Annotated in this window: 26 protein-coding genes and 1 pseudogene; 13 read left to right on the forward strand and 14 right to left on the reverse strand. The window is 62.3% G+C overall.

The features are described from left to right. Positions 1-201: 201 nt before the first annotated feature. The 3 genes from AC3WP7_RS13445 to AC3WP7_RS13455 form a co-directional block, all read right to left on the reverse strand. Positions 202-645: a CopD family copper resistance protein gene (locus AC3WP7_RS13445; protein ID WP_092245392.1), complete on the reverse strand. Its 444-nt coding sequence runs from the start codon at positions 643-645 to the stop codon at positions 202-204. A 76-nt stretch (positions 646-721) separates the two neighbouring features. Beyond that, complete coding sequence (locus AC3WP7_RS13450) at positions 722-2,038, reverse strand: OprD family outer membrane porin (protein ID WP_102593162.1); 1,317 nt, start codon at positions 2,036-2,038, stop codon at positions 722-724. A gap of 129 nt (positions 2,039-2,167) precedes the next feature. Continuing rightward, positions 2,168-4,342 (reverse strand): FUSC family protein, encoded by a 2,175-nt coding sequence (locus AC3WP7_RS13455; protein ID WP_371918731.1) that lies wholly within the window; start codon positions 4,340-4,342, stop codon positions 2,168-2,170. 184 nt (positions 4,343-4,526) lie between these two features. On the opposite strand from AC3WP7_RS13455, the gene AC3WP7_RS13460 reads away from it, so the two are divergent. Both AC3WP7_RS13460 and AC3WP7_RS13465 read left to right on the forward strand, forming a co-directional pair. Continuing rightward, the gene (locus tag AC3WP7_RS13460) at positions 4,527-5,480 is read left to right on the forward strand and encodes a LysR family transcriptional regulator (RefSeq protein WP_058423936.1); all 954 of its coding nucleotides are present in this window, start codon (positions 4,527-4,529) and stop codon (positions 5,478-5,480) included. Between the two features lie 151 nt (positions 5,481-5,631). After that, entirely contained in the window at positions 5,632-6,375 is a 744-nt protein-coding gene (locus AC3WP7_RS13465) for an SDR family NAD(P)-dependent oxidoreductase (RefSeq protein WP_093123503.1), read from the forward strand. Here AC3WP7_RS13465 and AC3WP7_RS13470 read toward each other — a convergent pair whose 3' ends face one another. Together AC3WP7_RS13470 and AC3WP7_RS13475 are read right to left on the reverse strand one after the other, a co-directional pair. Continuing rightward, the gene (locus AC3WP7_RS13470; RefSeq protein ID WP_102593164.1) at positions 6,376-7,530 is read right to left on the reverse strand and encodes an MFS transporter; all 1,155 of its coding nucleotides are present in this window, start codon (positions 7,528-7,530) and stop codon (positions 6,376-6,378) included. After that, positions 7,527-8,549 (reverse strand): zinc-dependent alcohol dehydrogenase family protein, encoded by a 1,023-nt coding sequence (locus AC3WP7_RS13475; protein ID WP_102593165.1) that lies wholly within the window; start codon positions 8,547-8,549, stop codon positions 7,527-7,529. Before AC3WP7_RS13475 ends, AC3WP7_RS13470 begins: the two co-directional genes overlap by 4 nt. Before the next feature lie 155 nt (positions 8,550-8,704). Between AC3WP7_RS13475 and AC3WP7_RS13480 the strand changes: the two genes are divergently transcribed. Further along, complete coding sequence (locus AC3WP7_RS13480; protein ID WP_092245369.1) at positions 8,705-9,586, forward strand: LysR substrate-binding domain-containing protein; 882 nt, start codon at positions 8,705-8,707, stop codon at positions 9,584-9,586. Between the two features lie 67 nt (positions 9,587-9,653). Here the strand turns inward: AC3WP7_RS13480 and AC3WP7_RS13485 are convergent, their stop codons facing one another. Further along, complete coding sequence (locus AC3WP7_RS13485) at positions 9,654-10,199, reverse strand: putative natural product biosynthesis protein (protein WP_102593166.1); 546 nt, start codon at positions 10,197-10,199, stop codon at positions 9,654-9,656. Positions 10,200-10,261: 62 nt separating this feature from the next. Next, positions 10,262-10,645 (reverse strand): DUF2946 domain-containing protein, encoded by a 384-nt coding sequence (locus tag AC3WP7_RS13490; RefSeq protein ID WP_092245363.1) that lies wholly within the window; start codon positions 10,643-10,645, stop codon positions 10,262-10,264. Between the two features lie 164 nt (positions 10,646-10,809). Between AC3WP7_RS13490 and AC3WP7_RS13495 the strand changes: the two genes are divergently transcribed. Together AC3WP7_RS13495 and AC3WP7_RS13500 are read left to right on the forward strand one after the other, a co-directional pair. Next, a complete protein-coding gene (locus tag AC3WP7_RS13495; RefSeq protein ID WP_034106413.1) occupies positions 10,810-11,418 on the forward strand; it encodes an SCO family protein in 609 nt (202 codons plus the stop codon). After that, on the forward strand, positions 11,418-11,900 hold the full coding sequence (locus AC3WP7_RS13500) for a copper chaperone PCu(A)C (protein ID WP_093512663.1): 483 nt from the start codon (positions 11,418-11,420) through the stop codon (positions 11,898-11,900). The genes AC3WP7_RS13495 and AC3WP7_RS13500 overlap by 1 nt, the downstream gene beginning before the upstream one ends. Before the next feature lie 16 nt (positions 11,901-11,916). Here the strand turns inward: AC3WP7_RS13500 and AC3WP7_RS13505 are convergent, their stop codons facing one another. Then, entirely contained in the window at positions 11,917-12,246 is a 330-nt protein-coding gene (locus AC3WP7_RS13505; protein ID WP_093123532.1) for a DHCW motif cupin fold protein, read from the reverse strand. A gap of 125 nt (positions 12,247-12,371) precedes the next feature. On the opposite strand from AC3WP7_RS13505, the gene AC3WP7_RS13510 reads away from it, so the two are divergent. After that, entirely contained in the window at positions 12,372-12,860 is a 489-nt protein-coding gene (locus AC3WP7_RS13510; protein ID WP_102593167.1) for an HIT family protein, read from the forward strand. 9 nt (positions 12,861-12,869) lie between these two features. On the opposite strand, the gene AC3WP7_RS13515 is transcribed toward AC3WP7_RS13510, so the two are convergent. Beyond that, a complete protein-coding gene (locus AC3WP7_RS13515; RefSeq protein WP_071491718.1) occupies positions 12,870-13,340 on the reverse strand; it encodes a GNAT family N-acetyltransferase in 471 nt (156 codons plus the stop codon). A gap of 175 nt (positions 13,341-13,515) precedes the next feature. Here AC3WP7_RS13515 and AC3WP7_RS13520 point away from each other — a divergent pair, with 175 nt between their 5' ends. Next, positions 13,516-13,851: a hypothetical protein gene (locus tag AC3WP7_RS13520; protein ID WP_033896666.1), complete on the forward strand. Its 336-nt coding sequence runs from the start codon at positions 13,516-13,518 to the stop codon at positions 13,849-13,851. On the opposite strand, the gene AC3WP7_RS13525 is transcribed toward AC3WP7_RS13520, so the two are convergent. Beyond that, the gene (locus tag AC3WP7_RS13525) at positions 13,841-15,454 is read right to left on the reverse strand and encodes an ATP-binding response regulator (RefSeq protein ID WP_071491719.1); all 1,614 of its coding nucleotides are present in this window, start codon (positions 15,452-15,454) and stop codon (positions 13,841-13,843) included. The genes AC3WP7_RS13520 and AC3WP7_RS13525 overlap by 11 nt on opposite strands. A gap of 116 nt (positions 15,455-15,570) precedes the next feature. Here AC3WP7_RS13525 and AC3WP7_RS13530 point away from each other — a divergent pair, with 116 nt between their 5' ends. After that, on the forward strand, positions 15,571-16,173 hold the full coding sequence (locus AC3WP7_RS13530) for a LuxR C-terminal-related transcriptional regulator (protein ID WP_102593168.1): 603 nt from the start codon (positions 15,571-15,573) through the stop codon (positions 16,171-16,173). Here AC3WP7_RS13530 and AC3WP7_RS13535 read toward each other — a convergent pair. The 3 genes from AC3WP7_RS13535 to AC3WP7_RS13545 are packed head-to-tail and all read right to left on the reverse strand — an operon-like array spanning position 16,170 to position 17,668. Then, positions 16,170-16,604: a GNAT family N-acetyltransferase gene (locus AC3WP7_RS13535; RefSeq protein ID WP_102593169.1), complete on the reverse strand. Its 435-nt coding sequence runs from the start codon at positions 16,602-16,604 to the stop codon at positions 16,170-16,172. The two genes, AC3WP7_RS13530 and AC3WP7_RS13535, sit on opposite strands and share 4 nt — an antisense overlap. 5 nt (positions 16,605-16,609) lie before the next feature. Beyond that, positions 16,610-17,161: a hypothetical protein gene (locus tag AC3WP7_RS13540; protein WP_092245346.1), complete on the reverse strand. Its 552-nt coding sequence runs from the start codon at positions 17,159-17,161 to the stop codon at positions 16,610-16,612. Positions 17,162-17,167: 6 nt separating this feature from the next. After that, complete coding sequence (locus tag AC3WP7_RS13545) at positions 17,168-17,668, reverse strand: hypothetical protein (protein ID WP_092245344.1); 501 nt, start codon at positions 17,666-17,668, stop codon at positions 17,168-17,170. A 169-nt stretch (positions 17,669-17,837) separates the two neighbouring features. Here AC3WP7_RS13545 and AC3WP7_RS13550 point away from each other — a divergent pair. From AC3WP7_RS13550 to AC3WP7_RS13570, 5 genes and pseudogenes are all read left to right on the forward strand, one after another. Next, positions 17,838-19,170: pseudogene (locus AC3WP7_RS13550) on the forward strand (flavin-containing monooxygenase). Positions 19,171-19,194: 24 nt separating this feature from the next. After that, positions 19,195-19,605, forward strand: a complete 411-nt coding sequence (locus tag AC3WP7_RS13555; RefSeq protein ID WP_016969085.1) for a RidA family protein — start codon at positions 19,195-19,197, stop codon at positions 19,603-19,605. Positions 19,606-19,615: 10 nt separating this feature from the next. Beyond that, complete coding sequence (locus tag AC3WP7_RS13560) at positions 19,616-20,293, forward strand: DUF1028 domain-containing protein (RefSeq protein WP_093123555.1); 678 nt, start codon at positions 19,616-19,618, stop codon at positions 20,291-20,293. After that, positions 20,290-21,432 (forward strand): acetylornithine deacetylase, encoded by a 1,143-nt coding sequence (gene argE, locus AC3WP7_RS13565; protein ID WP_093530736.1) that lies wholly within the window; start codon positions 20,290-20,292, stop codon positions 21,430-21,432. The genes AC3WP7_RS13560 and argE overlap by 4 nt, the downstream gene beginning before the upstream one ends. Before the next feature lie 191 nt (positions 21,433-21,623). Continuing rightward, positions 21,624-21,944: a hypothetical protein gene (locus AC3WP7_RS13570; RefSeq protein ID WP_102668296.1), complete on the forward strand. Its 321-nt coding sequence runs from the start codon at positions 21,624-21,626 to the stop codon at positions 21,942-21,944. A gap of 160 nt (positions 21,945-22,104) precedes the next feature. On the opposite strand, the gene AC3WP7_RS13575 is transcribed toward AC3WP7_RS13570, so the two are convergent. Continuing rightward, positions 22,105-23,016, reverse strand: coding sequence for a LysR family transcriptional regulator (locus AC3WP7_RS13575; protein ID WP_071491725.1), 912 nt, complete (start codon positions 23,014-23,016; stop codon positions 22,105-22,107). Between the last annotated feature and the right edge of the window lie 193 nt (positions 23,017-23,209).

The following is a 23,209-nucleotide window of genomic DNA, read 5'->3' on the forward strand; positions in this document are numbered from 1 at the left end:
GATTAACCTCGGAGCAAGTTCGCCTTGCTCGGCACGCTGTGCGTGCGCCTGCACCAGCGGGTCAACAAGATCGAGTTTGCCGAGGGCACGTCCCGCTAGTGTCAGCCGAACAGACCCAGACCAATGCGGCTGCAATCACCGTGCACCGTGAAACCCTCATCGGTGCGACGCCAAGGCGTACCTTGATGTGCATCAAGGGCTTTACCAGGTCAGGTAAAACATGCTCTTGGCCAACAGCACGATGGCGACCATATGCCCGAACAGGCTCAGATGGATAACCCGCAGGTAAGCCGCACTCACCCGGCCACGGCGCATGCGCAGCATCGTCAGCAGAAAGTGCAGCAGCACACTGGCGGCGAGGATCAGCTTGAGGGTCAACAGGGTGCCGAACGACGACGCGAACGGCGCGGCCAACACCGGCAGGTAACGCAAGCCGACCATGCCCAGCCCGGCGCCGAACAGCACCAGCAACACCCACGGCATCAGCGCCCGGGCACGCACACCGATGCCTTGCTCGACCTGCAGCATCACCCGCGCCGGCAATTGCCGATGCAGACCGCCCAGGATCAGCACTTCGAAAAACACCGTGCCGATGAAGATCAGCGCGGCGAACAGATGGGCCAGCAGAAACAGCAGGTAAAGCATGGTGGCCTCGCAGGTGGCGTCGAGGCGACAGTGTGGCGGCCTGGAGGCTTGCGCGCCTTGACGTCGGTCAAGCCCGTTACAGCCACGGGATGCTGTAGCTGACAATCAGCCGCGTCTCGTCCTTGTCCGCCGTGTCATTGCCGCGCAATACCGCACTGCGCCAGGTAAAGCCCAGCCCTTTCAAGGCGCCGGTGGGGATCACGTAGTCCAGGCGCAGGTCGCGCTCCCATTCGCTGTTGTCGCGGCCGGCGGTGCGGATATGGCTGCCGTGAATGTAAGTCACACTGGAGCGCAACCCCGGTACGCCCAGGCTGGCAAAGTCATAGGCATAACTGCCCACCGTGGCCTGTTCGCCGGCATTCACAAACTTGAGCGACTGGGAGTTGGTGATCAGGTAAAGCGAACGGCCCTGCCCCTGGTTGATGTGCGGGAAGTCACTTTGCCCGGTGGTTTTCTGGTAGCCCAGGCTCAGCGAATGCCCGCTCAAGCCATAGGTGAACAGTGCGCTCCACAAGCGGTTGTCGACCTTGCCTGTGGTGACGCCGGGCGCGTAGTAGCCTGAGCCGACATAACCTTCGCTCCGGCCCGACGCACTGCCGTTCTTACCGTCGGCGGTGCTGTAGAAATACCGCAGGTCGCTCTTGAGCTGCCCCACCGGCAGTTGCCAGTTGTGCACCAGGCCCAGGAAGTGCTGTTGGTAGAAGTTCTCCAGGCTGGCGTAGTAGTACTGCACCTGCAGTTGCTTGCTGACGGTGTAATCCACGCCGCCGTAGTAGAACTGGTGACTGGACTTGCCCTTGACCGGGTCATTGGCCCCGGCAATCGACAGGCCTTGGCCGTTGCTGGAATTGCGGTCCACGACCTGCTCGATCTTGCCCGCGATCAGGTTGATGTCCTTGAAGTCCCTGGACTCCACCTGATAGCCGCGGAAAGTCTGGGGCAACAGGCGCCCGTCTTCGGTGGTCAGCACCGGCAGCCTGGGCGTCAGGCTGCCAGCCTTGAGTTGGGTCTGGGCAATGCGCAGTTTGCCGGTGACGCCGGTCTTGCTGAAGTCATGGGCGGCCTTGCCATCGTCCAGCGGGAAGACGCTGCCGGGGGTGTTGTCGGCACCGGACTTGCCGGCCCGGCCGGAGGCGTCCAGGCGCAGGCCGTACCACTCTTGCAGGTCCAGACCCAGGCCGACCGTGCCTTCGGTGAAACCGGACTGGTAGTTGAACATAAAGGCCTGGCCCCATTCCTTGTCCGAGGCGGCCTTGGCGTTGCGGGTGTCCTGGTTGTAGTAGAAGTTGCGCAGGTCGAGGCTGGCTTTGCTGTCATCGATAAAACCCGACGCAGCCGCCTGCTGCGCAGCGCCGATAGAGACGGCGAGCGCCAGGCAAGTCTTGTGGTTCATGAAGGCTCCGAGAAGTGATTGAGGCGCCCCGTCGCAGCGCTGTTTTTGTTGTGCCAGGGGGGCTGCAGTCAACGGGAGCGCGCACGGTATAGCGTTGCGTGGCCGGGAAAAAGCCGGCAAAACCGCCAATCACTTTTTCAGTTTGGGTAACAATCCAGCGAATGGCGAGCGCGTGTCCAGCAGTGAGGTACGGATGAAGTGCAGGTAACTTTCCACCCGGCGCAAGGCCGAGGTCTCAAAGTGCGCTTCGAAAGGTTCGACGGTGTCCTGCACGCACTCGATTGCGTGTTCGACGCGTGCCAGTGCACGTTGCCACCGTGCATGCCCCGGCTGGGTGAACAAGCGCACCAATGCCCGCCCCATGGCACGTAGCGCCTGGCGCCACGCGGTGGTTTCGGCGTAGCAGGCCAGCGCCGGCAACTGCGCCTGCTCGCGGCGCAGTTCGATCAGGGCATGGCCGACGTCAAGCACCACGAACGTCCAGCGCAGCAGGCGGTGTTGCACCTGCGGCTGGCCGGCGGACAAGCCATGGGCCTGGTTAAGCAGGTCACGGGTGCCGCTTTCGAAACCCGAGCCCAGCGCCGGCAAGGGTGCGTGGAGGGCGAACACGACCCGCCGGCGCAGGTCCTGTTCCAACCGACGCCACAACCAGGGGCTGTTGGGCGGCAGAATGATCGCCCCTGCTGCCGCGCACACCAGCATGCCGAACACCATGGCGAGGTAGTCATTGATCAAGCCATAAGGGTTGTAGAGCGTGAGGTTGCCGGGCACCGAACTGGTGCCGAAAAACACCAGCATGCCCAGACCGTAGCCCGCCCACTGAGGTTTGGCCAACCAAAAGGATCCCAGCATGATCACCGGCGCAATCACTAGGCACAGTAACGGGAACCCGTCGATCCGGGGATAGACGAAGAACACCTCGAAAATCCCGATGACCGCCGCCAACACTGTCCCACAGGCAATCTGGAACGACATGCGCCGGGGGTTGGGGGAGAACGCCGAGAGCCCCACCGTGAGCGCGGACACCAGGGTCATCGCCGCGCCACTGGGCCAGCTGGTAGCGATCCACAGCGCACACAACACCAACAGCACCACTGCGGCACGCAGGCCGGCGCCTACCGCTGCCAGCCAGTGGGTCTGTGGCTGAAAAGGCTCGGCCCAACGCTCACGCCGGGGGCTGTGATCGGTCAGGGAAGCATGGGTCTGAGCGTAGCTGAGCACCTCGTCGACGAAGCGATAAAGCAGCTCGCAGGCCGTGTGGAAATCCAGCAGGTCATCGGCGGGCGGATGCGCCTGCGCCAGCTCGGCGCGCAGGTGGCGGACCTGGCTCGGCAGCCCGTGGATATAATGCTTCAGGCGTGTCGACAGGTACGCCGCATCCAGGTCTGTGAGTACCTGTCCGGCGAACGGTTCCAGCACATTGACCAGCGCCTTGAGTGCCGGGCCCACAGCTTCCAGCACCGCCGTGGCACCGCGCATCTGCACTCGGTCGAGCAACTGATGCAGGGCATTGAAACGCGTGGTGATGGCCATGAACTCGACGTTGAGCCGATCCAGCCGCCCCTTGCGTCGGCGCATGTAAGGGTCTTCGAACACACTGACGCTGCGCATCCCTTCCAGGCCCACGGCCTCGGCGATGAAGCGCAGGTTGGCGACCTCGAACGCCGCCTGGTCGTGGGTACTGCGCAGACCGCTCACGACAAATCCGGCGAAACGACCAAAGCGTTGGTACAGGGTATTGCGCATGGCGGCGCCCGCCGTGCTGGGCAGCAGCGTTGCGCTGATCGCGGTGGCGCACAGCACGCCCAGGGTGATCTCCAACACCCGCCACACCGCCGCCATGAACACCTGCTCCGGGTGCCCCACCACCGGCAAGCCGACCATCACCGCGGTATACCCCGCCAGCACCCACCCATAGGCGCGAAAATGACGATTGCGCGCCGCGCCATATGAGCACACGCCCACCCACGCGGCCAGCCCGGCCAGGAACAGCTCGGTGTTCTGGGCGAACAGCGCCATCAACAGCACCATGAACGACGACCCCACCAGCGTACCAATCACGCGGTAGACGCTTTTGGCCAGGACATGCCCGCTATAGGGCTGCATCACGATGAACACCGTAGTGATCGTCGTGCCGGGCTGCGGCAACTCCAGGCGCATCGACAGCCACAAGGCCAGGTACGAAGCGATCAACACCTTGAACAGGTAGACCCACATCACCCCGTCGGTGCGCGCCCATTCCAGGAAACCCCGGCGCCAGGGCAGTGCTCTGAGCCGGCGTGAAAAATCAGTGAGCGGTGGCACGAAACAGGGACTCCCGACAAGCTGGCTGGCACACAAGGCCGGCGACTTTAGGCGGTTGCGCCAGGGTCGGTAAGTCATCCAGAACGTGAATGACTGTTACGCGAAATACCACAATAAATAGCGTTTACAGCGGCCCGCGACTTCATGCCACACTGGAAAAATCCGTTATCCCTGGTAGCCATCGATGGACATTCTGCAGAACATGCGCATCTTCCGTTGCGTCGCCGAAGCCGGCAGTTTTACCGGCGCGGCGGCGCGGCTGAACACCAACACCACCCATGTATCCCGCTCCATTTCCAACCTGGAAGCCCACCTGCGCACGCGCCTGTTCAATCGCACCACACGCCGCATCGCCCTCACCGAATCGGGCCAACGCTACCTGGTGCGATGCGAGCAGATCCTGCATTCGATCGCAGAAGCGGAGGTAGAAGCCGGCGACGCCCATACCCGCCCCATCGGCCAGCTCAAGGTGCATTCGATGACCGGTATCGGCCAGCATTACGTGGTGGACGCCATCGCTCGTTATCGCCAGCACTACCCGGATGTGACCTTCAACCTGAGCATGAGCAACCGTACGCCGGACCTGGTGCACGAAGGCTTCGACGTATCGATCGTGCTGGCCATCGACCTGCCTGACTCCAGCCATGTGTCGCAGAAGCTCGGCAGCACCTACAGCATCGTTTGCGCATCACCGTCCTACGTAAAAAGCCACGGCATCGCACAGGTTCCCAAGGACCTGCTCGACCACGCTTGCCTGCGCCTGGTCAGCCCGGTGATCCCTCTCGAGGACTGGACCTTCGACGGCCCCAATGGCAAGGAAAACGTGATCATCAGCCACTCGCCCTTCCTGGTGGATTCGGTTGACGCGATGAAAACCGCCATCAGCAATGACATGGGCGTCGGCATCCTGCCCGTGCATGCGGCGATCAAGGGGCTGCGCAGCGGCAGCCTGGTGCGCGTACTGCCCGAGTACCGCCTGGAGGAGCTGAGCCTGTACGCCATCTACCCTTCCCGGCATTACCTGGACGCAAAAATCAAAACCTGGGTGGAGTACCTGCGCAGCTCCCTGCCGGAGGTGCTCGCCGACCATAAGGCTGTGCTGAAGACCCGCCCGTTGCTCAGCGCTGTTGAGTCATAACGACTACATCGGGTCATAGCGACTACAGGACGCCAGAGTCATAACGACAACAAAAATCGCAACCGACTGATTTTCATAACGTTATTCATTGGCATGATTTCTGACTCGGAAATGGGCAGGACAAATCGTCGAAACCCACAGAGAGATCACCATGAGCAATGAATTTAACCAGCGCCTCGCCGTCGTCACCGGTGCCAGTTCAGGCATCGGCCTGGCCGTGACCCAACGTTTGCTCGAACGCGGCGCGAAGGTGGTCGCGATGTCGCGCCAACTGGGCGGGCTTGGCGTGTTGGCCGAGCAGTTTGGCGAGCAGCTCAGGTGGCTGGCCGGGGATGTGACCGAGGCAGCCGACCTTGCGCGCCTGGCGCAGGTGGCGGCACCGATGGGGCCAGTGGATTTGCTGGTGCCGAATGCGGGCATTGCCCAACTGGCCGATGGCCTGGACCTGGCCGCCTTCGACCGGCAGTGGGCGGTCAATGGGGCCGGCGCGTTGAACACCTTGGGCAGCCTGCGCGGGCAGTTGGCGGCGCAGGCATCGGTGGTGTTCATCGGCACGTTCCTGGAGCAAGTGACCTTTCCCGGCCTGGCCGCCTACATTGCGTCCAAAGCCGCCCTGCGCGCCCAGGTGCGCACCCTTGCGGTGGAGCTGGCGCCCCACGGCATCCGCCTGAACATGGTATCTCCCGGCCCCACCGCCACGCCGATCTGGAGCACCCTGGGGCTCAATGACGAAGCCTTGGGCTCGGTGGCGAAGACCGTCAACGCCCGCCTGCTCAACGGGCAGTTCCTGGAGCCGGGCGCCGTGGCCGATGTGATCCTGTTCCAGTTGGGCCAGGGCGCACGCAGCGTGTTCGGCCAGGATTGGGTGGTGGACGGCGGTTATACCTTGCGCTGATCAGGCCAGTACAGGCACGGTCTTGGTCCCTCCAAATGCCAGGGCCTTCCAGCCGATCACCAACAGCGACAACCCGGCAAAGATCAGTCCGCAGCCAATCACCCCGGTGGTGCCGAAGGCATTGATGAACAGCCCGCCCACCGATGACCCGATCACCACCCCGGCATTCGCCGATGACACATACAGGCTGGTGGCGAACTCATGCGCCTCGGGTGCCGAAGACGTGAGCCAGACTTGCGTGACTACCAGGCCGCAGGTATGCGCCGCGCCCCAGAGCAACACGATCACACTCATCGACGCCCACGACAGGCTGCCAAAGGCATACAACACCAGGTATGCCGCCGCCAGTACCACCGGATACAGCACGGCCGTCACAACCAAATGCCGGCTGAGCGCGCGCCCCACCCATAGGTTACCGACGACGCCGCCGATGCCGAAGATCACCAGCATGACGCTGATGGTCCGGCCATCCATACCGACCTGGGTCTTGAGGTATTCGGCGGCGTAGCTGTACACCGAAAACATCGTGGTAAACACCAACACGGTAGCGAGGATCGCCAACCACACCGAGAGGCTGCGCAGCACCGCCAGTTGCTTGCCGAAGCTCAGGGGTGCCGAACGCGGGTGATCGGGCAGTTTGAGCCACAAGCCCAACGCCGCCACTGCCGTTGCCACGGCGCAAAAATAGAACGAGGCCTCATAGGAAAGACTCGCCCCCACCCACGTCGTCAGAGGCACGCCCAACACCAGCCCAAGCGTGGTGCCCACCACCGCCAGCGCTGTGGCATGGGCCGCTCGTTCGCGGGGGTACAGCGACACCGCCGTGGAAAACGCGGCGGCAAAAAATACCGGGTGGAGCATGGCCGGCACCACGCGCAGCGCCATCAGTGTCTCGAAGTTCGGCGCAAACGCCGACAACACACTGCTGATCGAGAACGCCACCAAGGCACCCACCAGGATTTTCTTGCGCACTACCCGCGAGGCCAGCAGCACCAGGAACGGCCCCAACACCGCCACTATCAGCGCAAACAAACCCATCAACCACCCGGCCTGGGATACGCTGATCGCAAACCGCTCGACGATCATCGGCAGGATGCCGACCACACCAAACTCCAGGGTATACAGGCCGAACAACCCCAGGATGATGTAGATCACGGGCCGACCTCGATCACGACTTTACCGAAGGCGCCGCGCTGCAAATGGGCGAAGGCCCGGGGCGCTTCGGCAAAGCGGTAGGTGTGGTCGATCACCGGTTCGAGGCTGTGTCGCTCCACCATGCGAACCAGGTCTTCAAGGGCACGCCGTGGCCCCACCGCTACACCGACGATGGCGGCGCGCTTGGCCAGCAGGCTCATCAGCGACGCGCTCAACTGGTCGCTCTCCAGCAGGCCGATCACTGAGACACGCCCACCGTTGCTCACCGCTTGCAGTGAACGCGCCAGGTTGTCGCCACCGGCCATTTCCAGCACGTGCTCGGCGCCGCGTCCGCCGGTCAGTTCCAGCACGGCGTGGTGCCAGTCCGGCACCCGGCCACGGTGGATGCCATGGGTGGCGCCCAGTTCGACGGCACGGGCGATTTTTTCATCGCTGCTGCTGGTGATGATCACACGGGCGCCATGGGCCGCCGCCAGTTGCACGGCAAACAGCGAGACGCCGCCGGTGCCCTGCACCACCACGGTCTGGCCGGCGTGCAAGTGGCCGAGTTCGATCAGCGCCATCCAGGCCGTCAATGCCGCCACCGGCAAAGTGCTGGCCTGGGTGGCGTTCAACGAGCGCGGCGCGAGCACGCACCATTCGGCAGGGGTGGCCACGTACTCGGCAAGCATGCCGGGGATCGGGCCGCCTTGCGGTGGCGCGTCGGCCCAGGACAACGGCCTGCCGTCGACCCAGCCGGCAAAGAAACTCGACAGCACCTTGTCGCCCACCTTGAACCGGCTCACACCCTCCCCCACTGCCACCACCGTGCCCGCCATGTCGGACGCCGGGGTGAAAGGGAATTGCAGGCTGGCGCCCATGCCGTTTTCCGCTACCTCGGCGTCACGGTAGTTGAGCGACACTGCCGCGACGCGCACCAGCACCTCCCCGGCCTTGGCCACCGGTCGCGGCACACGGGCCAGGCGCAAGGTATGCAGGCCAAAGGTCGGGATTTCCCAGCGTTGCATCAAGTCGGTCATGTTCAGGTCTCTCGTGAGGGTTTTGCGCAAGGATAAGAACCTCGCTCCACGGGATTAAGTAGGGGGCGACTCCTGGGTCTGCGGAGCTTTCATTCCGCAATGCTGGCAATTGCGCTAGGGTATCGGGCAATTCCCGTCGGCAATCGGTGCATCAGATGGACAACCTCACGACCCTGAATGCCTTTGTGCAAGTCGCACACACTCACAGCTTTGTCGCCGCCGGGCGGGTGTTGGGGGTGACGGCGTCGGCGGTCGGCAAGAGCGTTGCGCGCCTGGAGGAGCGCCTGGGTGTGCGACTGTTCCACCGCAGTACGCGCAGCGTGACGCTGACTGCCGAGGGCGAGCTGTTTTTGCAGCGCAGCCGGCGCATCCTGCGGGAAATCGAGGAAGCCGAGGCAGAGTTGTCCCAAGTCAGCCAGGCGCCCCGTGGTCGCCTCAAGGTCAGCCTGCCGTTGGTGGGCCATCCGTTTTTGCCGGTGCTGGCCGACTTCAAGCAGGCCTACCCCGACGTCGAGCTGGACCTGAGCTTCACCGACCGCCGCGTGGATGTGGTTGAGGAAGGCTACGACGCGGTGTTGCGCAGCGGCGAGGCGCCGGACTCGCGCTTGAGTTCACGGCTGGTGGGGGATTATCGGATGATCGTCGTGGCGGCCCCCGCCTACCTCGAGCGTCACGGCACACCGCAGCGCTCCAGCGACCTGGCCCAGCACAGTTGCATCCTGTTCCGCTTCCCGAATACCGGCAAGTTGCAGCGTTGGCCGTTGCACACCCAGGGCATCGAACTCGACCAGCACCTGCCGGCGGCGATGATCTGCAACAACCTCGAAGCCCGGGTATGTTTTGCACTGCACGGCATTGGTATCGCCTACCTGCCGGACTTCGCCATTCGCGAGGCCCTCGACAGCGGGCAATTGCTGCAGGTGCTGCCTGACTGCACCGAGCATGGCAGCTTTCGCATGATGTGGCCGTCGAGCCGGCACCCGTCGCCCAAGTTGCGGGTGTTTATCGACTTTCTCAAGGAACGCCTGTTTCCCTGATCAAGTACTGTCGAAGTGCTGCCGCGCCTGAGGATGACGGACGTTGTCACGTGGATCCGCCAACACCTCAGGGCACCGGCAACCATCGACTGAATTCACCCCGGCTGTTCAACGGGCACCAGGCGAAGTCCGTTTGCGCAGGGGGCAATGCCTGGCGTTCAACCATCGCGTACGGCGAGCCCTTCCAATCAAACAGCGTTGCGCCCTGCCAGGCCAGGACCACACCCCTGGCCTGGCTTTTATCCGTCTGCACCCAACGCGCGGCAGCCGCCGCCATGAACGCTTCGATGGGTTCGTCATCGATCTGCGCCCGATACTCCGAGCCCAGCAGCCAGCGGCAGACGTTCACGTGGTAGGTCCAATCCAGCGGCGGCCGGTGGCGATAGGCCCAGGTCATGAAGCTACGAAACAGGTTCAGGCCCTCGGGCGGGTCCAGCTTGAGCAGCGCCGGGCAGATGTCGAACAAAGTGTGCCAGTACGGCAGCAGGCGAGCATCCAGGTGCACGAAACTGCGGGAATTGCTGGGGTATTCAGGCGGCGCCGGCTCCGCGTGCAGGCGGCGGGACGCCTTGCTGACCAGGCGGCTGACGCCTGCGGGCAACAGGTGGTTCATGAAACGCACTCACAGTCATGACGATGGAATGCCTCCTGGTTTCAGGAAGCCCAAGGCAAACGTCAGAATGCAGGGGAAGCGCGGGGGTTGGCCGACGGCCAGGAATATCGTGGTGGCGCCTTGTTGCGCCGTTCATGGGCCGGACGCGGGGGGTGTCCCAGGCCCAGCAGCCAGGCCAGGCCGACCAGGAACACCAGGGCAACGGTCAATGCGTTGCAGACCGGGCAGGCAAAGTAGTTCGAGATGTTGCTGGAAGATGGGCTACCCAACCCTTTGTCGGAAAGTGGCGCCTGGTTGCCGCTCACCGAACAGAACGCCCCACCGATGCCATTGAGCGCCTGCCCCGTCATCTGCCCATGCCCCAAACCGCAGACGAACAGGTTCATGAGCACGCAGAAGTACAGGGCCCAGGCGATCAGCGAACGGTCGGGGTGGCTCGATTTCATGGCGGCGACTCTACCACCCGCGCCGCAAAAGGATGAAGCGCGACATGCCCCTGTGGCAGAACGTCGCAGATTACGTGCGCTTCCCAGGGTTGGTAGACTGGGCGCCCTCAAAGCCTGACGTATTGATCCAGAGCAACGCAGGCGCTTCACAGGATGCACAGTTGATGAGTACGTTATTCACCCGCCGCAAGGTGCTGACCGGTATGGGCCTGTTGGGCCTGGGCAGCCTGCTGGGCGGCTGTGACTACAGCCCCAAGCTGAACTTCAAGTACGGCAAGGACTTGAGCGACAAGATCATGGGCCGCACCTTCAAGCTCAAGAACACCGACGGCGAGACCGTCACCCTCAGCTCGTACCGTGGCCTGATGCCGGTGGTGTTCTTCGGTTTCACCCAGTGCCCGGCCGTGTGCCCGACCACCCTGGCGCGCGCCGCCCAGGCCAAGAAGCTGATGGGCCGCGACGGCGAAATCATGCAGGTGGTGTTCATCACCCTGGACCCGGAACGCGACACGCCCGAGATTCTCGACAAGTACGTCAAGGCCTTCGACCCCAGTTTCGAAGCGCTGTACGGCACCCCGGAAGAAATCGCCGTGGCCGCCAAGGAATTCGGGATCTTCTATGAAAAGATCCCCGCCGGCGACACCTACACCCTGTCCCACACCGCCACCAGTTTCGTGTTCGACACCCGTGGCAACCTGCGCCTGGGCCTGCAGGCATCCCTTACCGCTAAAGAGTGCGCAGAAGACCTGCTCACCGTCATGGAGGTCTGCTAATGACTGCCGTTCAACACCTCAAACGCACCCTTATCGGCATGACCCTGCTGGGCCTGGCCGCTCACGCCAGCGCCCAGGTACAAGTCACCGACGCCTGGGTACGTGCCACTGTGCCGGGCCAACCGTCCAGCGGCGCGTTCATGACCGTCACCGCCGACAGCGACAGCAAGTTGCTGAGCGTGGCCTCGCCGGTGGCCAAGGACGTGCAGATCCATGAAATGAGCATGAAGGACGACGTGATGCGCATGGGCCCGGTGAACTCGGTAGCCCTGCCGGCCGGCAAGGCCGTGACCCTCGACCCCGACGGTTACCACGTGATGCTGATGGGCCTGACCGGCCAGATCAAGGAAGGCGACCAGGTGCCGCTGACCCTGACGGTGCAGAACGCCAAGGGCGAAAAGCAGGCGATTGAAGTGAAGGCGCCGGTGCGTGGCCTGGATGGGATGGACCATAGCAAGATGGACCATGGCAAGATGCACTGAGACGTGCGCACCCGCCTCAATCCACGATAAATAGCCTTGCCCCGGCACTCGTCGAAGATCGATGCCCTTCCATGTCAGTGCCCACCTGGTAACTCATCCCGGCCGTCAGCGTAAACTGACGGCCGTCTTCCAGTTCCGTGTGCAACTCGCCTTCCAGGCATAACAGCACATGCCCCCGCCAGCACCAATGGTCCGCCAGGTAGCCAGGCGTGTATTCGACCATGCGCACACGTGTTGTGCCGAAGTGGCAGGTGCGCCACAGGGCATTGCCAGTGATACCTGGGTGAATCACCGGTTCGACCGTGGACCAGTCGGTGGTGCCAAAAGGAACAGCAGTGAGATCCATGGCGAGCGCTCGCGTTGATCGATGTGTCTTGAGGCTATTCACAAGACACGGTGGACGGTAGACACAGATCGACCCGTTTTATGAGATACGGGTATCCTGCCCGCACAGAGCTCACGGACACGCTTATGCAGATCGACCCTGCCTACATCCTTCACGAAACCGAACACTGGCGGCTCAACCATCATCTGGCATCTGCGTTGCCCGGCTACCTGATGCTGGCGGCCAAGGCGCCGATCCACTCCCTGGCTGACATGCCGGAACCGGCGCTGGCCGAGTTGGGCGGGTTGCTCGCGAAGGTCCAGCGGGTAATGGAGACGCAGCTGGAGCCGAAATGGCTGTACATCAGCCGGTATGGGCACATGCCGGGCTTCCCGCTGCACTTTCATTTCATCCCCGTGTATGACTGGGTAGAGGCGGCGTTTTGGCGTGATGAGCGTTATCGGGTGCTGCAGGGTTTTGGAACACAGGAACTGGCGCAAACATCGACCGATGGGGCTGAGTTGACGCTGTTTGTATGGCGTGAGTTTGGAGAACGCCTCACACCACCGCAGGTCCAGGGAGACACGGTGCATCAAGTCATTGAGAGGCTGCGCGTAGCGTTTGCGCGTCAATGACGAGTGGTCTCAGGGGATCAGTTGTTTTGTCATCGGGATACACGCCAACGTCAGCCCCGACGGCGAGTAATAAACCGCCTGTTCATCCCCCGCATAGCCACACGCCCGGTAAAAGCTCGCCGCATTCAACGTCGCATCCAGCACCACGGTCTTAACCGCCATCTCCCGCGCAACCGTCTCAAGGTGATCGAGCATCGCCTTGCCATATCCGCGCCCGGTGCACTCGGGCAATACGAACAGTGCGCCGACTTCATTGTTGTCCAGATCAAGCATTCCAGTGACGACCGCCCTACCGTTCAGCCACCCCAGGTAAAACGGTTTATCCATCAGCGCACTGTAACCATCCTCGGCCTTGCCCCGCGTCCACAGCAGCATTTGCTCGCGCGTGTAAGCGCCGATGCATTGGCCACGAATGGCCTGCAAGCGGATGTCGAACGCCACCTGGGCGTGTTCTGGGGTAGCCCGTTTTATCTCCAGCATTTCACGCTCCTTCCATGAAATCATCGTGCCATTAGCACACTTGTGCTAATCGACCCCTCCCCCCTGCGGCGCTATATTCCCCGGCACTTCCAGCGCTCCTCCGGCACCGTGCATTTCTTGCGCGTGGGCGCGTTGTGCGCTGGAAAAACCATAACAACCCCAAGGAAGAAGCACCATGAAACTGCAATCCTCCGTTACCCGCCTCACCCTGCTGGGCGCCCTGATCATCGGCGTGGCCGGCTGCAGCAACATCAAACCTACCGAAGATCACCTCAAGACGCTGTCGGAGACCAACCTGGGCGAACCGGTCAAGCGTATTTCCAATGTGCGCAGCGACTCGATGACCACCTACTACGTCGCCAGTGCCGCCTCCGGCGAGTACAACTGCTCAGTGCCCAGCGGTGCCAGCGGCGGTATGTTCGCCGTGGCCAGCTTTGGCATGATGAAGCCTGCGGCCTACTGCCAACCCAAAGGTGCACGCGGCAACCCACTGCAGGGCTTCACCCAGTAACCGTCTGCTGGCTCAGGTCGCGCAAGGTCCCGCGCAGTTCGGCGGGACGCACCGGCTTGGAGAGAATGGCGATCCGGCGGTCGTGCAAGGCGGCCTGGATTCTCTCCACGTCATGCCCGGTGAGGATCAGCGCAGGGACGGCCCAGCCGCGTTGCTCGCGCAGGGCATCGATGCATTCGATACCAGTAGCATGGTTGCCCAGGTCGTAGTCGGCGACGATGATGTCGCAGTCACTGACCAGAGCACGCCCCGAAGACTCCGCCTGCACCTCGCAACCCCAGCGCTCCAGCAGGGCCTGGGTGGCGAGCAGCACGTTGTGGTCATCTTCTACCAGGCACACCTTCAACCCGGTCAGCAGCCCGGCCTGGCGCGTGTCGTCGCGCGGTGCCGTGGCACGTGGCGCAGAGGCCAGGGTCAAACCATACAGGCTTACAGAAGTACCATGGCCCACCCGTGAGCGCAGGCCTACCTGCACTCCCATCAACTGCCCCAGGCGCTTGACGATGGACAGTCCAAGGCCGACGCCTTCGACGTCCTTGTCACGCAGGTGGCGCACTCGATAAAACTCCTCGAAGACCTTTGATAGATGCTCCTCGGCAATCCCCCGGCCCCGGTCATGAATCTCCACCGCCAAGCCGCCGTCGCGAACGCGCACGCCGATCAGCACAGGCCGTTGCGCGCCGTATTTGAAGCAGTTGGACAGCACGTTCTGCACCATGGTCGCCAGCAGCGCAGGGTCGACCAGCACCCAATGCGTGCAGGGCCGCAGGCGCAGCTCCACCCCGGCCCAACGCGCGGCCTCGGCGTTCTGGCGCACCAGGTCGGCAAGGAATTCGCCCAGGTGCACCGCCTGGTACTTGGGCAGCACGCGGCCGTTGTCGAGAGTGTAGAGATCGAGAATCGAGCGGAACAATTGCGATACGTTGAGCAGCGAACGGTCGATGTTGTCGACCAGACGCCGCTCTTCATCACCCAGCCGGGCTTCGCGCAGACACGCGGTGAACAGGCCGATGGAATGGATGGGTTGACGCAGGTCATGACTGGCCTGGGCAAGGAAACGGGATTTTTCCAGGTTGGCGGCAATGGCCTGCTCGGAGGCCTTGCGCGTGCGTTCCAGCAGGATATGCGCGTACACCGGGATCACCGTGCTGGTGATCATCAACATCAGCACCATGAAGGGTTGCGCCTGCCACACCGGCGTCAGCCGATACACGATCAGCAGCGCCAGCAAGGCCAGCGCCGTGGCGATCGCCAGGTAGCGCGAGCCGTAGCGCATGCCGTTGCCCAGGTTGACCCACACCATCACCGCATACAACGGCAACGCCGCTTCACCGCCCACCACCATGCCGAACGAGGTGCCGGTGTAGTCGTGGATCATGCCGAAGATGCGCCGCGCCGGGTAATGCCCCGGCCAGCGCACGATGACTTGGCGCAAGGCAATGGAGGCCAGCAGGAACAGGAAGATATACAGGATCACCGGCAGGTAGGTGTCCACCGACTGTCCCGGCAGGAAGCCCAATGCACCGATGTAGACGATTGCAATGCTGGCGACCACGATGCGCAGGTTGGCCTGGTCGAGTTCGGAGTTAGTCTCAAGACTCATGGGTTTACGTCCTTGTGCGGCAGTCATCAATTCCTTAACGCACCGCAGGCAGGCCCTGGGCACGGTGGTAAGGTAGCATGCAACGGCACAACCTTGCCCCAGGGAGGAGCACCCCCATGACCGGCCGTATCATCATCGCCGATGACCACCCGATGTTCCGCGAAGGCATGGTGCGCACCGTGCAGCGCCTGCTGCCGGACGCCCTGGTGCAGGAAGCCGGCGACCTCGGCGGTGTGCTCGCGCTGATCCGCGACGGCGGCGAGATCGACACGCTGATCCTCGACCTGCGCTTCCCCGGCCTGACCTGCATGAGCCAACTGGTCGAACTGCGCCAGCAATTGCGGCGCACCACGCTGATCGTGGTATCGATGGTGGACGACCCGGCGCTGATCGACCAAGTCATGGCCCTGGGCGCGGACGGGTTCATCGGCAAGAACATTGCCCCCGAAGAGATCGGCCAGGCGCTGCTGGCGATCCGCGAAGGCGAAGTACTGGTCAAGTTCGCGCCCTCTGGCCTGCTGCCACTGGACACCCATACCCTCACCGCCCGCCAGCAAGACGTGCTGCGTCTGATCGCCCAGGGCAAGACCAACAAGGAAATCGCCAAGGCCCTGGATATCTCGCCGTTTACCGTGCGTATCCATGTGTCGTCGCTGTTGCGCGCGCTGGATGTGCCCTCGCGGGCGGCAGCTGCGGTCAAGTATTCCGGGGAGTTCTAGGCGTTTTCGTCGCCTGTGCGGGTAAACGAATAGCGGTCGATATCGGTGCGCAGTGTCCAGCCCTGGCCTTGCCAATACTGGGCGGCGCTGGTGTTGCTCTTGAACACGTCGAGGTGGCATTTGTAGATGCCCAACTGCTCCAGCGCGCCTAGGCAGCGCTGCGTCAGCATCTGGGCGATGCCTTGGTGGCGATAGTCCGGCACTACCAGCAGGTGTTGCAGGTAACCGCGACGCCCGTCGTGGCCGCACATCACGCACGCGATCAATCGGCCATCGGCTTCGGCGACAAAACTCATCTCGGGATTGCGCGCCAGGTAGCGCTCGGTGGCCTCACGGGAGTCGGCGTCGCGCAGGGAGATGCCGGGGGTGCCTTGCATCAGGGCGAGGATGGCGTCGTAGTCGGCTGGGGTCATGAAACGGATGCTGGGCATAGTGGTCAGAAACCTTTGAAGTCCGAGGCAACTTGTCGCCATTTCGATCTGACCCGGCTCAGGCGCTCATAGATCAAGGCGAAATTGAATTGCTGCAAGGATGCACGGCCATGTGCCAACGCATTGCGATCAACGTATAGCCCTCGCAGTTCGGCCAGATAGTTTTTGAAATAGCTATCGCGCCCAAGCGCCCCCTGCCAGGCATCGATGATACTTCTTAAGGAAATATGGCCTGCGCCGCTATTCAAACGTTGAAACCTGCGATGATGGACGTTCCCGCTGTTACTGTCTGCGCCCCGCCATGCACAGTCCCTGCGAATCCCACCTTCACAGGCTGCCAGTAACGCCAATGATGCAAACGCTTCATGCTCATCTTCCCGACGGCGAATGAAGGCTTTCCACTCTTCCTGGGTCATGAACATGATTTGATCCAGCGTTTCTTCCGAGACATGCTGCGGTTTGGCCCCATCCACTACACGCTTGAGATGTCGCAGGCCGTCCAAGCTGACGACGTACCAGTTCCGGGCTTCATCAATAGTGGGAAATCGTTCTGTCATCAGCACTCATTCTCCAACCATCAATTCAAACAGGCGTACCAGACCCTTGTCGTCGAAGTCGAACCCGCCTCTGGCACCAACACCCGGATAGACCCGCCATACCCACTCTCGATCGTAGGGGGGCCGAGTGTCGTCGACAGGTGACTCGTCAGGTTGCTGAGCAATCAACTTGACCCGCTCGCCACGCCCCGCCTCAATCACATCTACCCGGCCAAACCCACCAATGATCACGCTGGCTACTGGTGTGAACTGCACCACGCCGGTCGGCATTTCAACACGCAGCCCACAGACCTGATATGAGCCAAGGGTTTCTTCCTGGAGAGCATGGGTGGTGGGCGTGAACGCCGACTCATCAAGCCCGGCTTCGACCAATGCCAGGCGGATCCGAACGAAAAGCTGCTCAAGCTCATCCAGCCATCGCGCTTTGCGTTGAGCCCAATCGACATGTCGCTCCTGCGACTGTTTTTTTGCCTGCTGCTCGCTGATAAAACGTTTCAAATCGGTCATGACAGTTCTCCTTGGGTGAAGCCTACCCCAGTTGGCATTGCACCGGTAACCGTCATTAAGTAACGGCATGCATTTGACCTGAGCAATCACTCTTGCATCCGATATTTATGCTCACTTCCCAGCTTAATAATATTTTATTTATACCCCCCCTCCCCCTAGCCTTGAAGTCATGCCAACGCTGAATCCAACGGCATTACGCAAGGACAGAGGACATGACTGAAGCAATAACAAAAACAGACACGCTGGTGGTGGGCGCCGGCCAGGCTGGCGTGGCCATGAGCGAGCATCTGAGCAAGCAAGGCGTGCCCCACCTGGTGCTGGAGCGCAGCCGCATCGCCGAGCGCTGGCGCACCGGGCGCTGGGATTCGCTGGTGGCCAACGGGCCGGCGTGGCATGACCGCTTTCCCGGCCTCGCATTCGACACCGTCGCCCCGGACGGCTTTGCGCCGAAGGAACGCGTGGCCGATTATTTTGAAGCCTACGCCCGCAAGTTCAACGCGCCGATTCGTACCGGCGTCGAGGTGCTGTCCGTGGTACGCAATGTCGGCCGCCCCGGCTTCACCGTGCACACCAGTGAAGGTGTGATCGAAGCCAACCGGGTGGTGGCCGCGACCGGACCATTCCAGAAACCGGTGATCCCGGCGATTGCGCCGAAAGATACGGCCCTGCACCAGATCCACTCCGCCGAGTATCGCAACCCCGCGCAACTGCCGACCGGCGCCGTGCTGGTGGTGGGCGCCGGCTCATCCGGCGTGCAGATTGCCGATGAATTACAGCGTTCCGGGCGCCAGGTGTACCTCTCCGTCGGCGCCCACGACCGCCCGCCCCGCGCCTACCGCAACCGCGATTTCTGCTGGTGGCTGGGGGTGCTGGGTGAGTGGGACCAGGCGGCGATGAAGCCCGGCCGCGAGCACGTGACCATTGCGGTCAGCGGCGCGCACGGCGGCAAGACCATCGACTTCCGCGAGCTGGCCCAGCAAGGCATGACCCTGGTGGGCCTGACCCAGGCGTTCAAGGGCAGCGTCGCCACGTTCCAGCCGAACCTGGTGGAAAACCTGGCACGCGGCGATGAAAACTACCTGGCCCTGCTGGATGCCGCCGATGCCTACATCGAACGCAACGGCCTGGACTTGCCCCTGGAGCCCGAAGCCCGTCGCGCCTTCCCAGATGCGGACTGCATCAAGAACCCGATTCTGGAACTGGACCTGGCCAGGGCCGGCGTCACCTCGATCATCTGGGCCACCGGTTTTGCCGTGGACTACAGCTGGCTGAAAGTCGCAGCCTTCGACGAGGCCGGCAAGCCCCGGCACCAGCGCGGCGTGTCCAGCGAGGCCGGGGTCTACTTCCTCGGGTTGCCGTGGCAGTCGCGCCGGGGGTCGTCGTTCATCTGGGGCGTGTGGCACGACGCCAAATACGTCGCCGACCACATCGCCATCCAGCGTCAATACCTTGAATACCGCGAAGCCGCCCCGCTGGCTCGCCCATCCCCTGTCAACGCCTGAGCCTTCATTGCCGGAGTTTTCTCGATGCCCACTCACACCCGAATCCGCATGTTCAACACTAAAGAAACCTACCCCAACCAGAGCCTGGACAACGACCTGTGCCAGGCCGTGCGCGCCGGCAATACCGTGTATGTGCGCGGCCAGGTCGGCACCGATTTCGAGGGTAACCTGATCGGCCTTGGCGACCCACGCGCCCAGGCCGAGCAAGCGATGAAAAACGTCAAGCAACTGCTGGAAGAAGCCGGCAGCGACCTCAGCCACATCGTCAAGACCACCACCTACCTGATCGACCCGCGCTACCGCGAGCCGGTGTACCAGGAAGTCGGCAAGTGGCTCAAGGGCGTGTTCCCGATCTCCACCGGGCTGGTGGTGTCGGCCCTCGGCCAGCCACAGTGGCTGATGGAAATCGATGTGATCGCCGTTATTCCCGAGTAAGGAGCCACACATGACCTTTTCAATCGTCGGTCGGTGCGCCGAAACCGGCCAACTGGGCATTGCCATCAGTTCCTCGAGCATTGCCGTGGGCGCCCGCTGCCCTTGGTTGCGACCCGGAGTGGGCGCGGTGTCGACCCAGAACATCACCTTGCCGGCGTTGGGCCCGGACGTGCTGGACCTGCTGGAGCAAGGCCTGGCCCCTGCCGACGCCCTCGACAAAGCGCTGACTCGCAACGGCTACAGCCAGTACCGGCAACTGACGGCGATTGATCACCTGGGACGCAGCGTGCATTTCAGCGGCAGTGAAACCCTCGGCACGCACAACGCGGTATCGGGCGAGCAGTGCGTGGCGGCGGGCAACATGCTGGCCGACCGTGCGGTGATCGAGGCAATGGTCAGCGCTTTCGAGCAGGGCGAAGGCCAATTGGCCGACCGACTGCTGGCGGCCATGCACGCCGCGATTGCCGCCGGTGGCGAAGCCGGCCCGGTGCATTCGGCCGCGCTGGTGGTGGTGGGCGAATTGACCTGGCCGATCATCAACCTGCGGGTGGATTGGGCCGATGAACAGCCGATCGTTGCACTGCAAACACTCTGGGACGCCTACCGTCCGCAGGTGCAGGACTACATCGACCGCGCCCTCGCCCCGGACCGCTCCCCCGGTTACGGCGTGGCCGGAGATGACCGATGAATACCAGCCGCGAACTGCTGCAGACGCTGGTTGCATTCGACACCACCAGCCGTGAATCCAACCTGCAACTGATCGAGTTCGTGCGCGACTACCTGGCGGGTTTCGGAGTGGCCTGCGAGTTGGTCTACAACCCGGAGCGCAGCAAGGCCAACCTGTTTGCCAGCGTTGGCCCGGTGGAGTTGCCCGGCATTGTGCTGTCGGGGCATACCGATGTAGTGCCGGTGGACGGCCAGCCCTGGACAGTGCCGCCGTTCGAGCTGACCGAACGCGATGGCAAGCTGTTTGGCCGTGGCACCGCCGACATGAAGGGCTATATCGCCTGCGTGCTGGCGCTGGTGCCGGCATTGGTCGCGGCGCCGCTGCGGGTGCCGGTGCACATCGCCCTGTCCTATGACGAAGAAGTCGGTTGCCTGGGCGTGCGTTCGTTGCTCGCGGTGCTGGAGCAACGCCCGGTCAAACCCATGCTGTGCATCATCGGCGAACCCACCGAACTCAAGCCGGTGCTCGGGCACAAGGGCAAGTTGGCGATGCGTTGCGATGTGCATGGCGAGGCGTGTCACTCCGCCTATGCGCCGTATGGGGTGAATGCGATTGAACATGCCGCCGAGTTGATCGGTGAGCTGGGGCGAATTGGCCAGCGCCTGCGCGATACCCAGGACGCGCGGTTTGACCCGCCGTTCAGCACGGTGCAGACCGGGGTGATCAGTGGCGGCAAAGCACTGAACATCGTACCGGCGGATTGTCGGTTTGATTTTGAGGTGCGCGCGTTGCCGTCGCAGGACCCGGCTGAGGTGGCTGACGAATTGAAGGCTTACGCCGAGCAGCAGGTGCTGCCGCGTATGCAGTCGGTGAGCGCGCAGAGTGTAATCCGGTTTACCGAGTTGTCGGCCTACCCCGGGTTGGCGACCGATGAGCGCAGCCAGGCGGCGCAATTGATTGCCGCGTTTTCCGGTTCACGGGAATTCGGCACAGTGGCGTTTGGCACCGAGGGTGGTTTGTTTGATGCGGTGGGCATTCCCACGGTGGTGTGCGGGCCGGGCAGCATGGACCAGGGGCATAAGCCGGATGAGTTCGTGGGTGTGGAACAGCTCGACGGCTGTGATCGGATGTTGCAGCGGATGCTGGCAACATTGCTGTAGCACGTCCGAGCTGAAGTATCCCGCCTCTGAATGAGGATGAAACACTTGAAACGGGGCTTTATCCAATGATCAGGAACCAAGCCTGTTGAGTCACCACCTATTGTCGCCATCAGCTCATAGGTCCGATTATGCCAAGTATCCATTCATCTTCCACTCCTTCGTCACTTCAAGGAGCACATCAGGCGTCGCACGTGCGCACTCCTTACAACATGCTGCACGAAACCGGGATGCGCTTCACGCTACAACTGCATGACTACCAAAGCGCGAAAAAGATCTTCGATGAACTCGCCAGGTCAAAAGACATCGGTGTCAAACAACAATCTGACATCTATGATCTCAATGATTTTGGTGGCGGGTTTGGTATGTACAACACACTTCATTTCAGTTTCAAACCTGACTCACGTGACGGTAGCTTCAGCCTTGCCTTACAGATGAGAATCAGTGATTTCCATCGAGAGTTCCAACAAAAGCTTGATGAGGCCGGCATCAGGAATTACGCCCCATCAGAATAAAGATTGATTGTTCCCTGGTGCCGCAAAGAAACGCATCCTCAGGACGAATTTGATACATCTGTGAGTAGCAGTCCGGTCAGGAGACACCCAGTACCCTGCAAGCATTCACGATGTAAAACATTCAACCCTCTTTCCCACGTTCTGCGTGAGAACGATCATGTCAGCCGAGCAAGCGGGCAAGTTCTTCGCGGCAGTAGTCGACAAATAGCTGCACCGGCTTGGTCAGCGGTGCGCGGCGCAGCCAGACTGCCGACAGGCCGGAACCGGTGACGGTCTCGGCCAACGGCACACACACCACCTTCTGCCCATCGTAGGTGTACTCGGTGAACGGCTTGGTCACCAGAATCGAAAACCCGAACCCCCGCCCCACCATGCCCCTCACCATCTCGATCGACGGCGAGCTGAACACGATATTGGGCGTCAGCCCGCGCTCTTCGAAAATGCTCACGAAGTAGGTGCGGCTGGGCAGCACGTCCAGCAGGATCATCGGCTCCAGCACCAGGTCTGCCAGCGACACCCTGGCCTGTTGCGCAAAGCGATGATCGGCTGGCAACAGCGCATAGGGCTGCTGCGGCGGCATCAACGGGGTGGTTTCGATAGTCGCGCCCAGGTCGTGCTCGAACAGCATGGCCACGTCGATACTGCCCGCCGTCAGCGCCTGCACCAGCTCCTGTTGTTCGCCATCGCGGATACGGATTTCCACCCCCGGCCAGCGCGCCTTGAAACCGGCTATCAGACGCGGCAGGTACAGCGGCGCCACGGTTTCAAAGCAGCCGATATCGATCTGCCCGGCCACCACGTCATTGTCCGCCAGGGCGTTCTGCTCGAACTCGTGGGCCACCCGCAACAGCTCCAGCGCCTTGCGATAGAAGCGTGCGCCGCTGGGCGTCAGCGACACGCCCTGGGCGTGATGACGGATAAACAATTGCACGCCAAAGCTGTCTTCCAGCTGCTTGATCGCCGTGGACACCGACGGCTGCGCGATATACAGCTTGCGCGACGCCTCGGCGACGCTGCCGCACTCGGCCGTGGTGACGAAATATCTGAGCTGGCGCAGGTTATAGGCAGCCATCGGGACCTCCAGAAACGTGGGGCTTCGCCCGTCAATCAGGTGTAGGCAACATACCGGAGCGCGACAAGACGCGAGCTATATTTTTTAAGGTCTATAGCAACAAACTTACTAATTTACCTCCCCGCGCCCATTGCAGATGATCACGCCAACAACAAAGCGCCGCGCAGGTGGCGCACAGCGAAGTACGTCAACG

The organism is Pseudomonas sp. FW305-3-2-15-C-LB1, assembly GCF_058787615.1.

Excerpts from the sequence above, each read along its gene's own strand:
- AC3WP7_RS13445 (WP_092245392.1), bottom strand. The coding sequence starts at position 645 with ATGCTTTACCTGCTGTTTCTGCTGGCCCATCTGTTCGCCGCGCTGATC.
- AC3WP7_RS13450 (WP_102593162.1), bottom strand. The coding sequence starts at position 2,038 with ATGAACCACAAGACTTGCCTGGCGCTCGCCGTCTCTATCGGCGCTGCG.
- AC3WP7_RS13460 (WP_058423936.1), top strand. The coding sequence starts at position 4,527 with ATGGACATTCTGCAGAACATGCGCATCTTCCGTTGCGTCGCCGAAGCC.
- AC3WP7_RS13465 (WP_093123503.1), top strand. The coding sequence starts at position 5,632 with ATGAGCAATGAATTTAACCAGCGCCTCGCCGTCGTCACCGGTGCCAGT.
- AC3WP7_RS13475 (WP_102593165.1), bottom strand. The coding sequence starts at position 8,549 with ATGACCGACTTGATGCAACGCTGGGAAATCCCGACCTTTGGCCTGCAT.
- AC3WP7_RS13480 (WP_092245369.1), top strand. The coding sequence starts at position 8,705 with ATGGACAACCTCACGACCCTGAATGCCTTTGTGCAAGTCGCACACACT.
- AC3WP7_RS13485 (WP_102593166.1), bottom strand. The coding sequence starts at position 10,199 with ATGAACCACCTGTTGCCCGCAGGCGTCAGCCGCCTGGTCAGCAAGGCG.
- AC3WP7_RS13490 (WP_092245363.1), bottom strand. The coding sequence starts at position 10,645 with ATGAAATCGAGCCACCCCGACCGTTCGCTGATCGCCTGGGCCCTGTAC.
- AC3WP7_RS13495 (WP_034106413.1), top strand. The coding sequence starts at position 10,810 with ATGAGTACGTTATTCACCCGCCGCAAGGTGCTGACCGGTATGGGCCTG.
- AC3WP7_RS13500 (WP_093512663.1), top strand. The coding sequence starts at position 11,418 with ATGACTGCCGTTCAACACCTCAAACGCACCCTTATCGGCATGACCCTG.
- AC3WP7_RS13505 (WP_093123532.1), bottom strand. The coding sequence starts at position 12,246 with ATGGATCTCACTGCTGTTCCTTTTGGCACCACCGACTGGTCCACGGTC.
- AC3WP7_RS13510 (WP_102593167.1), top strand. The coding sequence starts at position 12,372 with ATGCAGATCGACCCTGCCTACATCCTTCACGAAACCGAACACTGGCGG.
- AC3WP7_RS13515 (WP_071491718.1), bottom strand. The coding sequence starts at position 13,340 with ATGCTGGAGATAAAACGGGCTACCCCAGAACACGCCCAGGTGGCGTTC.
- AC3WP7_RS13520 (WP_033896666.1), top strand. The coding sequence starts at position 13,516 with ATGAAACTGCAATCCTCCGTTACCCGCCTCACCCTGCTGGGCGCCCTG.
- AC3WP7_RS13525 (WP_071491719.1), bottom strand. The coding sequence starts at position 15,454 with ATGAGTCTTGAGACTAACTCCGAACTCGACCAGGCCAACCTGCGCATC.
- AC3WP7_RS13530 (WP_102593168.1), top strand. The coding sequence starts at position 15,571 with ATGACCGGCCGTATCATCATCGCCGATGACCACCCGATGTTCCGCGAA.
- AC3WP7_RS13535 (WP_102593169.1), bottom strand. The coding sequence starts at position 16,604 with ATGCCCAGCATCCGTTTCATGACCCCAGCCGACTACGACGCCATCCTC.
- AC3WP7_RS13540 (WP_092245346.1), bottom strand. The coding sequence starts at position 17,161 with ATGACAGAACGATTTCCCACTATTGATGAAGCCCGGAACTGGTACGTC.
- AC3WP7_RS13545 (WP_092245344.1), bottom strand. The coding sequence starts at position 17,668 with ATGACCGATTTGAAACGTTTTATCAGCGAGCAGCAGGCAAAAAAACAG.
- AC3WP7_RS13555 (WP_016969085.1), top strand. The coding sequence starts at position 19,195 with ATGCCCACTCACACCCGAATCCGCATGTTCAACACTAAAGAAACCTAC.
- AC3WP7_RS13560 (WP_093123555.1), top strand. The coding sequence starts at position 19,616 with ATGACCTTTTCAATCGTCGGTCGGTGCGCCGAAACCGGCCAACTGGGC.
- argE (WP_093530736.1), top strand. The coding sequence starts at position 20,290 with ATGAATACCAGCCGCGAACTGCTGCAGACGCTGGTTGCATTCGACACC.
- AC3WP7_RS13575 (WP_071491725.1), bottom strand. The coding sequence starts at position 23,016 with ATGGCTGCCTATAACCTGCGCCAGCTCAGATATTTCGTCACCACGGCC.